Annotated in this window: 15 protein-coding genes and 2 riboswitches; all 15 genes read right to left on the bottom strand. The window is 44.3% G+C overall.

Annotation, left to right across the window (positions count from 1 at the left end):
* Window positions 1-43 precede the first annotated feature (43 nt).
* The 15 genes from purF to NST22_RS03515 all read right to left on the bottom strand — a co-directional run bounded on the left by purF (window position 44) and on the right by NST22_RS03515 (window position 14,619).
* A complete protein-coding gene (gene purF, locus NST22_RS03585) occupies window positions 44-1,474 on the bottom strand; it encodes an amidophosphoribosyltransferase (protein ID WP_003233947.1) in 1,431 nt (476 codons plus the stop codon).
* A complete protein-coding gene (purL, locus tag NST22_RS03580; protein ID WP_003244429.1) occupies window positions 1,450-3,678 on the bottom strand; it encodes a phosphoribosylformylglycinamidine synthase subunit PurL in 2,229 nt (742 codons plus the stop codon). Before purL ends, purF begins: the two co-directional genes overlap by 25 nt.
* Window positions 3,662-4,345, bottom strand: coding sequence for a phosphoribosylformylglycinamidine synthase subunit PurQ (purQ, locus tag NST22_RS03575; protein ID WP_003243954.1), 684 nt, complete (start codon window positions 4,343-4,345; stop codon window positions 3,662-3,664). Before purQ ends, purL begins: the two co-directional genes overlap by 17 nt.
* Window positions 4,342-4,596, bottom strand: a complete 255-nt coding sequence (gene purS, locus NST22_RS03570; RefSeq protein WP_003219409.1) for a phosphoribosylformylglycinamidine synthase subunit PurS — start codon at window positions 4,594-4,596, stop codon at window positions 4,342-4,344. The genes purQ and purS overlap by 4 nt, the downstream gene beginning before the upstream one ends.
* Window positions 4,589-5,314: a phosphoribosylaminoimidazolesuccinocarboxamide synthase gene (gene purC / locus NST22_RS03565; protein ID WP_003242871.1), complete on the bottom strand. Its 726-nt coding sequence runs from the start codon at window positions 5,312-5,314 to the stop codon at window positions 4,589-4,591. The genes purS and purC overlap by 8 nt, the downstream gene beginning before the upstream one ends.
* A gap of 73 nt (window positions 5,315-5,387) precedes the next feature.
* Entirely contained in the window at window positions 5,388-6,683 is a 1,296-nt protein-coding gene (gene purB / locus NST22_RS03560; protein ID WP_019712794.1) for an adenylosuccinate lyase, read from the bottom strand.
* Window positions 6,680-7,822, bottom strand: coding sequence for a 5-(carboxyamino)imidazole ribonucleotide synthase (gene purK / locus NST22_RS03555; protein WP_009966735.1), 1,143 nt, complete (start codon window positions 7,820-7,822; stop codon window positions 6,680-6,682). Before purK ends, purB begins: the two co-directional genes overlap by 4 nt.
* Window positions 7,815-8,303 carry a 5-(carboxyamino)imidazole ribonucleotide mutase gene (gene purE / locus NST22_RS03550; protein WP_003244134.1) on the bottom strand — a complete coding sequence of 163 codons (489 nt, stop codon included), beginning with the start codon at window positions 8,301-8,303 and terminating at the stop codon, window positions 7,815-7,817. Before purE ends, purK begins: the two co-directional genes overlap by 8 nt.
* 141 nt (window positions 8,304-8,444) lie before the next feature.
* A riboswitch (purine riboswitch) is annotated at window positions 8,445-8,546 on the bottom strand.
* A gap of 79 nt (window positions 8,547-8,625) precedes the next feature.
* Window positions 8,626-8,823 carry an NETI motif-containing protein gene (locus NST22_RS03545; RefSeq protein WP_003219403.1) on the bottom strand — a complete coding sequence of 66 codons (198 nt, stop codon included), beginning with the start codon at window positions 8,821-8,823 and terminating at the stop codon, window positions 8,626-8,628.
* Entirely contained in the window at window positions 8,823-9,377 is a 555-nt protein-coding gene (locus NST22_RS03540) for a DUF5698 domain-containing protein (protein ID WP_009966729.1), read from the bottom strand. Before NST22_RS03540 ends, NST22_RS03545 begins: the two co-directional genes overlap by 1 nt.
* Before the next feature lie 213 nt (window positions 9,378-9,590).
* Window positions 9,591-9,758: a Fur-regulated basic protein FbpA gene (locus NST22_RS03535; protein WP_003244066.1), complete on the bottom strand. Its 168-nt coding sequence runs from the start codon at window positions 9,756-9,758 to the stop codon at window positions 9,591-9,593.
* Window positions 9,759-9,916: 158 nt separating this feature from the next.
* A complete protein-coding gene (locus NST22_RS03530; protein WP_003242783.1) occupies window positions 9,917-10,720 on the bottom strand; it encodes a hypothetical protein in 804 nt (267 codons plus the stop codon).
* Window positions 10,721-10,930: 210 nt separating this feature from the next.
* The gene (gene pbuG / locus NST22_RS03525; RefSeq protein WP_003243780.1) at window positions 10,931-12,253 is read right to left on the bottom strand and encodes a hypoxanthine/guanine permease PbuG; all 1,323 of its coding nucleotides are present in this window, start codon (window positions 12,251-12,253) and stop codon (window positions 10,931-10,933) included.
* Between the two features lie 135 nt (window positions 12,254-12,388).
* Window positions 12,389-12,490, bottom strand: a riboswitch (purine riboswitch).
* Window positions 12,491-12,637: 147 nt separating this feature from the next.
* Window positions 12,638-14,104, bottom strand: coding sequence for a DUF4179 domain-containing protein (locus tag NST22_RS03520; RefSeq protein WP_019712793.1), 1,467 nt, complete (start codon window positions 14,102-14,104; stop codon window positions 12,638-12,640).
* The gene (locus tag NST22_RS03515; RefSeq protein ID WP_019712792.1) at window positions 14,086-14,619 is read right to left on the bottom strand and encodes a sigma-70 family RNA polymerase sigma factor; all 534 of its coding nucleotides are present in this window, start codon (window positions 14,617-14,619) and stop codon (window positions 14,086-14,088) included. Before NST22_RS03515 ends, NST22_RS03520 begins: the two co-directional genes overlap by 19 nt.
* Window positions 14,620-14,720 lie beyond the last annotated feature (101 nt).

Genomic DNA, 14,720 nt, shown 5'->3' with positions numbered 1-14,720 from the left:
AAAGGCAGCCGAACTGCGCTGCCTTTATGTCATTTTTCAAGTTTTATTTGGTTAATACTGCTTCTTTTACGTGAGGAAGCACTGTATCCTGGTAAATTTCAGTCGGATATTTTCCTGTAAAGCAAGCGAGACACTGTCCGCAATTCGAGTCATCGTATTTTCTGCCGATGCCTTTCAGCAGCCCTTCCACACTCAAAAATGAGAGGGTATCGGCTCCGATTTCCTGACGGATTTCTTCAACAGAATGCGAAGACGCGATCAGTTCTTCATGTGTGGAAGTATCAATGCCATAAAAGCACGGATGAGCGATCGGCGGTGAACTGATTTTCACATGCACCTCTGTCGCACCCGCTTCTCTAAGCATCGTGACAATCCGGCGGCTAGTTGTTCCGCGTACGATAGAGTCATCCACCATCACGACGCGTTTGCCTTCTACAACCCCGCGCACCGCAGACAGCTTCATTCTGACGCCTTGCTCACGCAGAGCCTGGGACGGCTGAATAAACGTTCTGCCAACATAACGGTTTTTGATTAAGCCAAGCTCATACGGAATGCCTGTTGCCTCTGCATAGCCGATCGCCGCTGAAATACTGGAATCCGGAACCCCGGTTACGACGTCAGCTTCAACTGCGGATTCCTGAGCCAGCATTTTCCCAAGGTTTTTACGGGCACTGTGCACATTAATACCGTCAATATTGCTGTCTGGTCTGGAGAAATAAATGTACTCCATGCTGCAAATGGAACGATTGATATTCATGGAAAAACGCTCTGATTTCATGCCTTCATCATTAATGATCAGCATTTCCCCCGGCTCTACCTCGCGAAGGTACGTTGCGCCGACGACGTCAAATGCGCATGTTTCTGATGCGACCACATAAGCATCGCCCATCATGCCGATGGATAGCGGTCTCAGCCCGTTCGGATCAAGTGCGACAATCATTTCTGTTTCGGTCATGATCAGGAACGCGTAGGCGCCTTTCAGCATAGAAAGCGAGTTTTTAATTTGATCCTTCAGCGTGAAGTGTCCGCTTCTTTTGATCAGGTGAGCCAAAACCTCTGTATCCGAAGAGGTTTGAAAGATGCTCCCTTGATTTTCAAGCTGCTGCTTCAGCTGAGTGGCATTGACAAGATTTCCGTTATGAGCAAGCGCCAGGCTGCCGTTGTTTTGGGAACGGAAGAGGAGCGGCTGAACATTTTCGTATCCGCCGCCTCCAGCCGTTGCGTACCGAACGTGCCCGATAGCGCCTTTTCCCTTTACTTTGCTGAGTTCGCCGTTTTGAAATACTTCAGTGATCAGCCCTTGGCCTTTGTGAGCCGTCAGCTTTTCACCGTCAGTCGCTACGATGCCAGCACCCTCCTGTCCTCGGTGCTGAAGGCTGTGGAGACCGTAATACGTGATCTGCGGGGCTTCTTCATGTCCCCAAATCCCAAAAACGCCGCATTCTTCATTTAAGCCTTTGATTTCAGCAAGCATGGGATAGCTCCTTTCCATACGCGTTCAAGCTCTTTCGTTTGCGCATGAATCATTTGTTGTCCGTCTTGGTTTTGAATCGCCAGAATTCCGTCAGCTGTTACCTCACCAATATGAACCGCATCTTTGACAGTTGCTTCAAACGCAGCTTGATGTTCTTTTTTCACTGAAACGACGAAGCGGGATTGAGATTCAGAGAATAATAACGCCGCTTCCCCTTCTACAGTCACATTAGCGCCAAGGTTTTCCGTCGTCATGACACTTTCCGCAATCGCTACGCCTAAGCCGCCTTCAGACACATCATGCGCAGATTGAACGAAGCCTTTTTTAATCGCGTCAAGCAGTGCTTTTTGACGAGACAGCTCGACATCAAGATCGATTTGCGGCGCTTTGCCGTAAATACGGCCTTCTGTCATTTTTTGCAGCTCGCTTCCGGCAAACTCTGGTTTTGTTTCGCCGATCACGTATACGAGATCTCCTGCTTGTTTGAAATGCTGTGTTGTAATGTGCGCTGTATCTTCAATTAGGCCGACCATGCCGATAACTGGTGTCGGATAGATCGCCGTGCCGTTTGATTCGTTATAAAGCGATACGTTACCGCCGATAACCGGAGTGCTGAGAACATTGCACGCTTCGCTTATGCCGTCTGCCGCTTTTTCGATCTGCCAGAAGATTTCCGGCTTCTCAGGGTTTCCGAAGTTAAGGTTATCTGTCACCGCAAGCGGTTCTGCGCCTGAGCAAATGATGTTGCGCGCTGCTTCAGCGACAGCAATTTTCCCTCCGACTTCAGGATCAAGATAGAGATAACGCGCGTTACAGTCTGTCGTCATCGCCAGCGCCTTTTTCGTTCCGCGGATTCTGAGAACACCAGCATCAGACCCAGGAGCGACAACTGTATTCGTGCGCACCATGTAGTCATACTGATCATAAACCCACTCTTTACTCGCAATCGTCGGCTGCTGAAGAAGGGCCTTCAGCATTTCATTCGCATCTTCAATTTGCGGAGCCGGAACGTCTGTTTCCAAAAACTCGCGATAGTAAGCAGGCTCTTGAGAAGGCTTATGGTAAACCGGTGCTTCTTCTGCCAAGGCATCAACAGGCAGCTCGCACACAACCTCTCCTTTATGTGTCAGGCGAAGCATTTTATCATCTGTCACATGTCCGACAGAAACCGCTTCAAGATCATACTTGTCAAAAATATCGATGATTTCCTGCTCACGTCCGCGCTCAATAACCAAAAGCATCCGTTCTTGTGATTCAGAAAGCATCATTTCATACGCGGTCATGCCTGTTTCGCGCTGAGGAATCAGGTCAAGATTCATTTCAATGCCAGAACCGGCTTTACTTGCCATTTCTGCACTTGAGCTTGTTAAACCGGCAGCTCCCATATCCTGAATGCCGACTAAGGCGTCGCATTGGATGACTTCCAGACATGCTTCAAGCAAAAGCTTCTCCATAAACGGATCGCCGACTTGGACAGCAGAACGCTTTTCTTCAGACGAGTCTGACATTTCTTCAGAAGCAAACGTAGCGCCGTGGATGCCGTCACGCCCTGTTTTCGCTCCTACGTACATTACTGTGTTGCCGACACCCTTTGCCTGGCCTTTTTTGATGTCTTCATGGTTGATTAAACCGACGCACATTGCGTTGACGAGCGGATTTCCTTCATAGCTGCTGTCAAACTGCACTTCTCCGCCGACTGTCGGGATGCCGATACAGTTGCCGTATCCGGCGATACCCGCTACTACTTCTTCAAACAAGTACTTCACGCGGGGTGAAGTCAGTTCACCAAATCGAAGAGAGTTCAATACAGCGATTGGGCGTGCACCCATTGAGAATACATCACGGATAATTCCGCCTACGCCAGTCGCAGCGCCTTGGTAAGGCTCGAGAGCTGATGGGTGGTTATGTGATTCAATTTTGAACACAACCGCTTGGTTATCACCGATATCAACGATTCCGGCGCCTTCCCCCGGCCCCTGCAGCACACGCTCGCCGCTTGTCGGGAATTTACGCAGAATCGGCTTTGAGTTTTTATAGCTGCAATGCTCAGACCACATGACAGAAAAAATTCCGATTTCTGTGTAGTTCGGCAATCTTCCAAGAATGGATTCTATCAATGCAAACTCATCATCACTGACACCCATTTGCTGATACAGTTTCTCTTCTTTTATTTGTTCTTTACTTGGTTCAAGCAGTAGTGACATGAGTTTCCCTCCAATTTTTCACGATAGACTGGAACAATTTAAGACCGTCGGCGCTTCCAAGCAGTTCATCGACCGCGCGCTCAGGGTGAGGCATCATGCCTAATACATTGCCTTTCTCATTCACGACACCGGCAATGTCGCTGACACTTCCATTAATATTAGAGCCGTATGTGAAAGCAATTTGATTGTTTTCCTTTAATGTAGCAAGCGTCTCGTCATCACAGTAGAAATTCCCTTCACCATGGGCAACCGGGATTGTAATCGATTCTCCCTTTTCGTAGGAAGCTGTGAATAAGGTTTCGTCGTTCTGAACAATCAATTCAACCGGACGGCAAATGAACTTCAGATCTTTGTTGCGTCTCATTGCGCCTGGCAGCAGCCCAAGCTCCTGTAAAATCTGGAATCCGTTACAGACGCCAAGAACAGGTTTTCCTTCAGCCGCTGCTTGTTTGACAGCTGGCATAATATTCGCAAATCGGGCGATGGCGCCGCATCTTAAGTAATCGCCGTAAGAAAATCCTCCCGGAATTAACACGCCGTCGAAGCCGTCAAGGCTTGTTTCCTCATGCCAGACGTATTCCACTTCATGGCCGAGCTCATCCTTTACAGCATGATACATATCGATATCACAGTTGGAGCCGGGTAACACAATCACCGCAAATTTCACTGTGCGACTACCTCCTCAACCTCATATCTATAATCTTCAATCACTGTGTTCGCAAGAAGTTTTTCGCACATTTCTTTCACTAGCACGTCAAGATCACGGTCAGATTTTTCAATGGTAAGCTCCATGTATTTCCCGATGCGCACATCTTGAACTTCGTTGTAAGTCATACTGTGCAAGGCATGCTGGACAGCGCTCCCTTGTGGATCTAGTACACTTTCTTTTAAGCTGACATAAACTTTTACTTTATACATGATGAATGCCTCCCAGTCTATTGAAAATCTCTTCGTATGCGTCGGTTAAGCTTCCCAGATTGCGTCTGAATAAATCTTTGTCCAGCTTTTCGTTCGTTTCTTTATCCCACAAGCGGCATGTGTCAGGAGATATTTCATCCGCCAAAAGCACTTGCCCTTCTGCATCTAAACCGAATTCAAGCTTGAAATCTATTAATCTGACATGACAATCGTCGAAGATGCTTTGAAGCTCTTCATTTACTATTGTTGTAATGGACTTAATGGTTTCTACCTGCTCAGGAGTCGCCGCCTTCAAAAGCCAAATATGATCTTCTGTGATGAGCGGATCACCCAGCGCGTCATCCTTGTAGTAAAACTCGATAATCGGCTGCTCAAGCTCCGTGCCTTCTGGAATGCCGAGACGTTTGGACATGCTTCCTGCCACAACATTTCTTACCACGACTTCAAGCGGCACAATCGTTACCTTTTTAATGAGCTGCTCCGTTTCCGAAATGCGCTCGATAAAATGATTGTTAATGCCCTTAGCATGAAGGTGTTTGAAAATGAGGCTTGAAATTTCATTATTTAAGCGCCCTTTTCCGCTGATTTCTGCTTTTTTCTCGCCGTTAAAGGCAGTGGCGGAGTCTTTATACACGACATACAGCGTGTTTTCGTCATCGGTTTTGTAGATCTTTTTTGCTTTTCCTTCGTATAAAAGTTCATTCTTCACAATATTCACGGAAGGCCTCCTAACCCGAATGTTGGGAATTTTCAAACTGCGGCGGCTTAGAAGAAGCCGCTAAAAGCTTCTTCTATGCTAAACCTAAACGTTCAAAGATCAGATCAACATTTTTCAGATGGTAATTGTAATCAAAGCAGTCAGCAATTTTTTCTGGAGAAAGACGTGACGTGATTTTCTCTTCCGCTTCCACAAGCTCGCGGAACGGCACTTGTTTTTCCCACGCTTCCATTGCTTTCGGCTGAACTGTATCATAGGCTTCTTCACGAGTCAGGCCTGTGTCAATCAAAGCAAGGAGCACACGCTGAGAATAGATAAGGCCGAGAGTGCGGTCCATGTTGCGCTTCATGTTTTCCGGGAAGACCGTTAAGTTCTTCACGATGTTGGAGAAGCGGTTCAGCATGTAGTTCAGCGCAATTGTCGCATCCGGAAGAATAATTCGTTCTGCTGAAGAATGAGAAATATCGCGCTCATGCCATAATGGAACATTTTCGTAAGCTGTCATCATGTAGCCGCGGATCACGCGCGCCATGCCTGTCATGTTTTCAGAGCCAATCGGATTTCGTTTATGCGGCATTGCAGATGAACCCTTTTGCCCTTTCGCGAAAAATTCCTCTACTTCACGTGTTTCACTCTTTTGCAGTCCGCGGATTTCCACAGCGAATTTCTCGATGCTTGTCGCGATCAAAGCAAGTGTTGCCATATAGTCAGCATGGCGGTCACGCTGAAGGGTTTGAGTGGAAATCGGTGCTGCTTTCAATCCGAGCTTCTCACAGACATATTGTTCAACAAATGGATCAATGTTCGCATATGTGCCGACAGCACCGGAAATCTTTCCAACCTCGATGCCTGCTTTCGCTTGTTTGAAGCGCTCAAGATTACGTTTCATTTCTTCATGCCAAAGCGCAAGTTTTAAGCCGAATGTTGTAGGCTCAGCGTGTACGCCGTGTGTGCGCCCCATCATGACTGTGTATTTATGTTCTTTCGCTTTTTCTTTTATAATGTCAACAAATCTCTCAAGATCCTTGAGCAAAATATCGTTTGCCTGTTTTAATAAGTAGGAAAGAGCCGTATCAACAACGTCAGTTGACGTTAAGCCGTAATGCACCCATTTTCTTTCTTCGCCCAGTGATTCGGATACAGCGCGCGTAAAAGCGACAACGTCATGGCGCGTGTCCTTTTCGATTTCTAAAATGCGGTTGATGTCATATGACGCGTTTTCGCGCATAACCTTTACATCTTCTTTCGGAATGACGCCAAGCTCCGCCCACGCTTCACAGGCAAGAATTTCAACCTCTAACCATGCTTGAAATCTGTTTTCATCCGTCCAAATCGCGGACATTTCAGGTCTTGAATAACGTTCGATCATTCTGCTTGTCCTCCGTCTCTATTCATCCATTTATTTGTGATCTCCTGAATCCATTCGTCTTCAGGCTGCTTCATAAATGTAATATGCCCCATTTTGCGGCCTTTTTTGATTTCATGTTTTCCGTATATATATAGCTTTGCCTCTTTTAAAAGCTCCGGGTCTTCCTCAACAAGCTTCACTTCATCGCCGAGAAGATTCACCATCATGCCCGGCTTCAGCAAATCTGTCTTCCCAAGCGGAAGCCCGCATACCGCTCTGATATGCTGCTCAAACTGGCTCGTCTCGCAAAGGTCCAGCGTATAATGCCCTGAATTGTGCGGTCTTGGCGCCAGTTCATTGACCAAAAGCTCTCCGTCCTCTGTCAGGAACATCTCAACAGCAAGCGGTCCGACAAGGTTAAGCTCATCTGCAAGCTTAACTGCGAGATCAGCAGCCTTCTGCTGAATCCCTTTCTCTACCCGTGCGGGCACGATGCTTTGGAAAAGAATATTGTTGTGGTGAATGTTTTCAGCTGTCGGAAATGTTGAAATTTCACCGTTTACCGATCTAACGACGATCACCGACAGTTCCATTTTAAAAGAAACCCAGCTTTCAAGAATGCAAGTTCCGTGTTCTAACAGAGCGGCTGCCTGCTCCATTTGCGCCTCTTCTTTTATCACAAATTGGCCTTTGCCGTCGTACCCGCCGCGGCATGTTTTCAGCACTGCCGGAAGCCTGAGCTCCTGTACTGCCTGTTTCAATTCATTCTTTGTTTTGACGATGCTGTACGGTGCGACTTCACAGCCCGCGGATTGAATTGCTTTTTTCTCTGTTTCACGGTTTTGGGTAATAAGCAGCAGCTCACTTCCTTGCGGGAGATACGCATGATCTTTTAGCCAATGCAGCGCATCATAGTCGATGTTTTCAAACTCATATGTGATGATATCGCTGATTTCAGCCAATTTTCGAATCGCTTCACGGTCATTATAATGAGCGGTAATTTCGACATCCGCAACCTGCCCGCACGGCGAATCTTTCACCGGATCAACGACCGCGACTTTATACCCCATTTGTTTGGCGGACACAGCCATCATTTTCCCAAGCTGGCCGCCGCCGATAATGCCGATTACAGCTCCCGGATAGATGATTTGTTTAGACAAGCTGATCACTGCTTTCTAACACTGTCTGTTTTGTATTTTCTCTTCTCTCATCCAGCTTACGGGCAAGGTCTTCGTCAAATGCTGACAAAATTTGCGCCGCTAACAGGCCTGCGTTCACAGCACCCGCTTTGCCGATGGATGTTGTCGCAACAGGCACGCCTCCAGGCATTTGGACGATGGAAAGAAGTGAATCCATTCCGTTCAGCGCCTTGGACTGAACCGGAACTCCAATGACTGGCAGTGTTGTTTTCGCAGCCGTCATCCCTGGCAGATGCGCCGCTCCTCCGGCACCGGCAATAATCACCTTGATGCCTCTTTCTCTAGCAGTTTCAGCATATTCAAACATGAAATCAGGCGTCCGGTGAGCGGAAACGACCTTTTTTTCGTACGGAACATTGAGTTCGTCAAGTATGTCGCATGCGTGTTTCATTGTCTCCCAATCGGAAGTGCTTCCCATGATGATTCCTACTAGCGGCTGCATTCTGTTCCCCACCTTCTAATGCTTTTGTTTTCAGAAAATAAAAAATACCCGCTCTGCATTGCACTTATGAGGAAGCAATACAAACCGGGCATGGTACATGTATCGTCAGTCGTTCGCTTCTGCGATATATCCATGTCAGTTTTATCGATCACTTTCCTGCATAGTCCGGCAATTTACGGTTGCCGGGTAGAAACTTATGGGCCATATTCCCAAGATTATATGAGGTCGTGTTTTGATTTCATGTTTATCTTAACAACGGACATGGATAATGTCAACGATATTATCGAACGATACAAAAATTCATTCTACTAATGTTCGTGTTTTAGATCAATTTCCCTTCAAATACGATTTTTTTCCCGCACGGAACGATCTGAATTGACCCATTTTCCTTTTTTTCCATAAAAATAGGCTCTTCCATTCGCCTTACAGGCAGATATCCTTCTTCTTTCATTTGCTGAAGCACCGCATCAATCGTTTGCTGCTCTGTCACTTCAAACTTTTTCTTCTTCGGCTTTGCCATTATTCTTTAATTCTCCTCTTCTTCACCGCTTTGACCCAGAAGCCGCCGTGGATTGTTTTTGGTTCGTACGCAATAATAAAGGCTTTTGAATCAAGTGTTTTAATCGTATCATATAGCTGGAGTTCATATCTTCTCGGCGTCAGGATCTGAAGGGCTGTGCGGTCGCCTTCAAGCCCGCCTGCCACCCAGTTTGTCACGCCGTAGCCTTTTTCACGGAGCTGCTTCGGAAGATCAAGATCGAGCTCCTTCGTAATCACATTGACCATAATATAGCCAAGCGCCAATTTTTCTTCTATTTTCATGCCGACAATTACGCCAAGACCGTAACCGAGCGCGTACGCGATCACATTTTGAATCTGGTCTAAGTTATCGAGCACCAGACTCAGTCCTGTCACATAAACCAGTATTTCAATCGTACTGATGCCGGCCGCTAAATAACGCTGTCCTTTCAGCGTTAAAATCATTCTTATCGTAAAAAATGACACATAGACAATATTAATAATGAGAATTATGAGAACCATGGCTATCCCATTTGATAAGATGGTTTGCATCATTTTATTCATCCCCCTACTCTTCAGCTTGCACAAAGCATTCATATTCTACTAGAGAAATGAGCCGTTTACAATCAGCTTCGCCCGTAAGCTTAAGCAAAATATTTCGACACGCTTTTATGTGTTGAACAGTAGTAGTTTACCCTCTTTCTCGCCTTTTCAAAATCAAAACAAAAAAGCCCGCTTTTCAGCAGACTCACCTCTTTATATCTATTGTCAGATCTCTTTTTTCATTTTCTGAAGGGACTTGTATTCTTTCTCAAGCTCACTCAGCGTGTAGTCAGCAAGCTGTTCCCCTCTTCCTTGATAAAATTCCGAGAGCAGTAATTTGGTTTTTAAAAATTGCTTCTTTTGGTTAATTGCTCGGCGAAGTACATCAGCCATGTCCATCATCCTCCTTAAACATAAAGGTTTTTGCGCTGGACGTTTTCAGCATTTTCCCCATCATACACGGGTTAATCCTACAAATCAACTATGTTTTTTAGATATATTTGTAAAAAGTGTGACATAAAAAAACCGGCTAGGATTAGCCGGTTTTTTCATTAAAGCGGAATCAACGACGCCGTAATATATTCAGAAATAAACGGCCAAGTCACTGCCGTAAACAGCAGCGCTATCGCAACTACTGCAAATACACAATAGATATAATCAATTGGTGCATCTTGTGCCGCCTGGTACACACGCTGTACATACAGCGCGATGATAAAAAAGATGGAAAACAAGATCAGCACCGTAAACAGTACTGTCAGCATTGGGATATTTACGATCGCAAAGATCAGCCAAAGGATTGAAACAGCAATTACGGGTACAAGCAATGAACCCAATACGGCAGCCGCTTCTCTGAACGTCACCTTCTGCTTCATCATATAGCGGGAGACAGCCCATATAGCAAAGACCATTACCGCGAAAAAGATCAGCAAATACACAAGAACAACTAAAAACCCGTCATAGAAAGCATGATGGCGTTCTCCGAAACCGAGCGGCCGATTCCAGCTTGCCTTTAACTGAAACCAATTCCCAATTGAAAAAATGATACTGAATATAAGCATTGAAATCAGACCGTACTTATAATGAGAAAAACCATCCGTTACGACAGTTTTCGCCGGAGATTTTAAAATCGAGAACGCAAAACCGCAATATCTGTTGATGGCTGCCCAAACAGACGCAAGCTTGTCTTTAACAGTTGATTCACCGCGTTCCTGGCGCGGTTTCTGCTTTTGTTTTTGCTTCTGCTTGCTTTGCCGGCTCGCCTTTCTGGACATTCTCGATAGCGGTTCTTCATCTGCATCTATTCTTTCACTCTGGTTAATTTCTTCTTCAAACGTTTCTTTTCTTTCTTCCGTCATGTCAGCAACTCCTATCAAAAAAATACGGCGGAATACCATTCAGCAAGAAAATAAAACACTTATATAAGGTACCGAAGCCTTCCTGAACAGTCAAGTCATTTCCATTTAAGTAAAGCATGGCGGCACATCTACATGACGGTATATCGTATGAAATGGTTTTATCTTTTGCAACAAAAAAACCAGCTGCCAGTGCAGCTGGTTTTTCATTCCTTATTTTAAGAAGATAAAGTACAGGATAAATACGACAAACAGCCCGTACATGATTGGATGAACCTCTTTTGCTTTTCCTTTGCACACCATTGTAATCGGATAGAAAATAAATCCGATGGCAATACCAGTCGCGATGCTGTACGTTAACGGCATCATGATCATGGTAAGGAAAGCAGGAACGGCCACTTCGAACTTATCCCAAGCGATTTTGCCAAGCGGCGCCACCATCAATGCACCAACAATAATAAGCGCCGGCGCTGTTACATTTGACGTAACGACTGATAGGAGCGGCGAGAAAAACGTAGCCAGTAAAAAGAGAATCCCTGTTACAATTGCGGCAAATCCTGACCGGGCACCCGCAGCGACACCTGAGCTTGATTCCACGTAAGAAGTTGTTGTAGACGTACCAAGCACGGCACCGATCACAATAGAAGATGAATCAGCTAAAAGCGCACGGCCCGCACGCGGCAATTTGTTTTCCTTCATTAAACCAGCTTGTGTTGCCACAGCAACAAGTGTACCAGCTGTATCAAAAAATCCGACAAACAAGAATGTTAAAATAACGATCAGCATTTGTACAGAGAAAATATCCGGGAGGTGAATCCACGCTTGTCCGAAAGTCGGCGCAAGGCTTGGCACACTGCCGATAATTTGAGTCGGAACCGGAACCAAACCGAAAATCATGCCGGCTACCGCTGTTAATAGCATCCCGATAAACACGCCTGCGTTCACGCGAAGCACCATTAAAATAACCGTGACAATCACACCGAAAATCGTTAACAGCACAGGACCGCTGTGAATGTTTCCGATCGTGACGAGCGTAGAAGGATTCGCTGTAATGATTCCTGAACCTTGTAATCCAACAAATGTAATAAACAGGCCGATCCCCGCACCGACTGCCAATTTCAGCTCAGGCGGAATGGCGTTGATGATTTTTTCACGAAAACCTGTTAAAGAAAGAGCAACGAAAATAAGACCTGAAATAAAAACACCGGACAAAGCTGCCTGCCATGAAATACCCATACCAAGGACAACAGAAAACGCAAAAAACGCGTTCAGCCCCATACCCGGCGCAATGGCAATCGGATATCTCGCTATTAATCCCATTAAGATACAGCCTGCTGCAGACGCCAGCGCTGTCGCCGTAAAGACCGCACCCTGGTCAATTCTCAGCGCCTCCGGAAAATCTTTCACGCTCTCCAAAGCAAGCGTAATCGGATTGACGAACAGAATATATGCCATAGATAAAAAAGTCGTTAATCCGCCAATGATTTCATTGCGATAGCTGGTGCCCAGCTCATCAAACTGAAAAAACGTTTTCAAGCTATTTGACTCCCTTCACTCTTTGCTATTTATTCTGTCCTGAAAACGCCAAATAAAAAACGTCCCAATACATTTTGGGACGCTTGACTACAGACGGATTTCAGTTCGAATAAATAAACGTGTTTTATTTATATCAAACGAAAGAAATGTTTACGTAGTCAAGCCATTTACGGTAGCTTGGTAGAGACTTGCGAGCCATATTCCCGCGATTATACGAATTCATCTTATTTGATTTCTGTGTCTATTGTACCAAGTTCATTTTGAATTGACAATATAAACAACGAACATTACTTATTAAAAAAATTGGTTTATTCGTCTATTGACTAAATTGGTAACAATGATAAAAACCGTATGTATGGCAACATACGGCTTTTCAACTTATGATTATTTTTTTTCGGTAGGCTGACTCACCTGATGCACTGGTACAGTAAACGAGAATGGCTTTAGTTGAATCAGGTCATTTAAAACGCCGTTATCAATATACAGACCGTATTCATTAAACTCAAAATGCTTTAAAGACAGCTTATCATTATAATCATCATCCAGTTCAAAAGTAGATACCATTTCGGCTGTTTTCATATTTTTCACTTTAGCAATATTTCCTTTCAAATAATAACCTTCTTCATAATCACCTACTGGATCAGGCCAAGATTGCATTTTTTTTATATCACCAAGGCCAATCGTTTCACCTATATTCACTAAGTCATCTTTTGACATATTTGAAGTATCAACTCCAGTGAAACGGTAATGAACCAATACTTCCCTCCCCTCTTGTTTAATGTTATTGATTTCTATCCCTATGTTTTGATGCTTTGTTTCCGAAAGACGATACGGCATCTCTGCATTTAGAGGGACGATTTCACTGCCCTCAGCCTCAGATCTAATATCTGCAATTAATGTTAGCTTTTTCGCTTTTGGATTGATTGGTGATTCTAACTGTGTTTGTCCTTTTGCTCTAACCGTTCTCTCGTTTACCTTTATGCGATCTCCAAGTTCGATGTTTGATGCTGACATCTCGTATGTGTTTCCTAAATCATCTTTAACTTCGTTAATTTCAACCGTATCATGCTTTGCTATGCCTTGATAATCGATTGTAAATTGAAGGACAGATCCAAGTTTCCCGTTTTCCACTTGAATATTGGAAAATTGATAACGATTATGATAAGCCGATATAACTTTTGAGCTTTCTAAATAACCCGCATTCTTTTTGGTAATAGGCAGTTTGAATCTCCAATTTCCCTGTATTTCATTGATATGAGTAATTACAAAGGGCACGGTTTCCCCATTTTTTATTTCAGTACCATTTGTATAAATCCTTAATTGTCCTGCGTATTGCTTGTTATTTAATTTTTTAAGCATTAAGGAATCGTAGTTGATTGAAAAGTTGTCGCTATAACTCGTTTCGTCGACATCATACATGATCTCTTTTTCATCAGAGTGGAAGTTATCAACAGTGAAGTTATAAACAAGCTGTCCGGCATCGTAATAGGAGCTGTTTACAGAAACAGTGATTCCCCTGGAGTCTGCTTTTTCATTTAAAGCTGTGACCAAATTGCTTTTAAACAATGATAGACCAACTTTATCTTGAAAATCCTTATAAATTTGTCCGACAATGGGTATGCTCCCCATCGCTTTGTTTACAGAAGGCAGAAAAAGGCCGGACGTTAAATACAGTATACCTACCACAGCAGCAACAGCAATTCCATTTGTAAAGGTTCGTCCCCATTTAAAACGGCGCCTCGTGTTACCTTCGTTTTCAGCACGAACGACAGCTTGATGTACTGTCTTTTTTAGCGCTTTCTTAGGCACTTCAATATCATCAAATATCTGCTTTACTTGGTGTTTGTCCATTTGTTTTGATCCTCCTTTTCCAGCTCCTGTTTCAATGCTTTTCTCGCTCTATGTAAATGGGTTTTAATTGTGCCTTCTGCCATTCCTGTTTGTTCAGCTATCATTGAAATCGAATAATCTTGAAAATAATATAGCTGAATTGTTAACTGAACATGTTCATCAAGTGTATCCAGCGCATTGCGCAAGTCTATATATTCTTCAATATTCCTTTGGTCCGTGCCAGTGTCATGATGGCTTTCAAACGGAACTAATTCCCCCTTCTTTTTCTTCATTGCAAAAATTGAATTAATAAGAATTCGGGTGAGCCACGTTAAAAAGTACTTTGGCTCTTTTAGTTTTTCTATACCTATAAAAGCTTTATAAGCCGTTTCCTGTACAGCATCAAGTGCATCTTCTTTATTTCTTAAATAGAGATAAGCTGTTTTATATAAAGTCTCCTGATGTGCCAGCATAAGCTTTTCAAAGGCCCGAGCATTTCCTTTTCTCGCCTTTGTAATCAATCTTTCTTCCTTCACCTTATCCACCTCCTATGTTGTTAGATACGAAAACTGTCGAAACGGTTTCAAAAAGTTAACAAAAAAACGCCCCTTTTGAAAAAGGGACGTTTTTCCTTTGT

This window comes from Bacillus sp. PS237, from assembly GCF_037963345.1.
GTDB classification, from domain to species: Bacteria; Bacillota; Bacilli; order Bacillales; family Bacillaceae; genus Bacillus; species Bacillus subtilis.
This window is presented reverse-complemented; position numbering and strand designations above follow the sequence as displayed.

Excerpts from the sequence above, each read along its gene's own strand:
- NST22_RS03540 (WP_009966729.1), bottom strand. The coding sequence starts at position 9,377 with ATGATGCAAACCATCTTATCAAATGGGATAGCCATGGTTCTCATAATT.
- purF (WP_003233947.1), bottom strand. The coding sequence starts at position 1,474 with ATGCTTGCTGAAATCAAAGGCTTAAATGAAGAATGCGGCGTTTTTGGG.
- NST22_RS03530 (WP_003242783.1), bottom strand. The coding sequence starts at position 10,720 with ATGACGGAAGAAAGAAAAGAAACGTTTGAAGAAGAAATTAACCAGAGT.
- purL (WP_003244429.1), bottom strand. The coding sequence starts at position 3,678 with ATGTCACTACTGCTTGAACCAAGTAAAGAACAAATAAAAGAAGAGAAA.
- NST22_RS03545 (WP_003219403.1), bottom strand. The coding sequence starts at position 8,823 with ATGGCAAAGCCGAAGAAGAAAAAGTTTGAAGTGACAGAGCAGCAAACG.
- purS (WP_003219409.1), bottom strand. The coding sequence starts at position 4,596 with ATGTATAAAGTAAAAGTTTATGTCAGCTTAAAAGAAAGTGTACTAGAT.
- purB (WP_019712794.1), bottom strand. The coding sequence starts at position 6,683 with ATGATCGAACGTTATTCAAGACCTGAAATGTCCGCGATTTGGACGGAT.
- purE (WP_003244134.1), bottom strand. The coding sequence starts at position 8,303 with ATGCAGCCGCTAGTAGGAATCATCATGGGAAGCACTTCCGATTGGGAG.
- NST22_RS03520 (WP_019712793.1), bottom strand. The coding sequence starts at position 14,104 with ATGGACAAACACCAAGTAAAGCAGATATTTGATGATATTGAAGTGCCT.
- NST22_RS03535 (WP_003244066.1), bottom strand. The coding sequence starts at position 9,758 with ATGGCTGATGTACTTCGCCGAGCAATTAACCAAAAGAAGCAATTTTTA.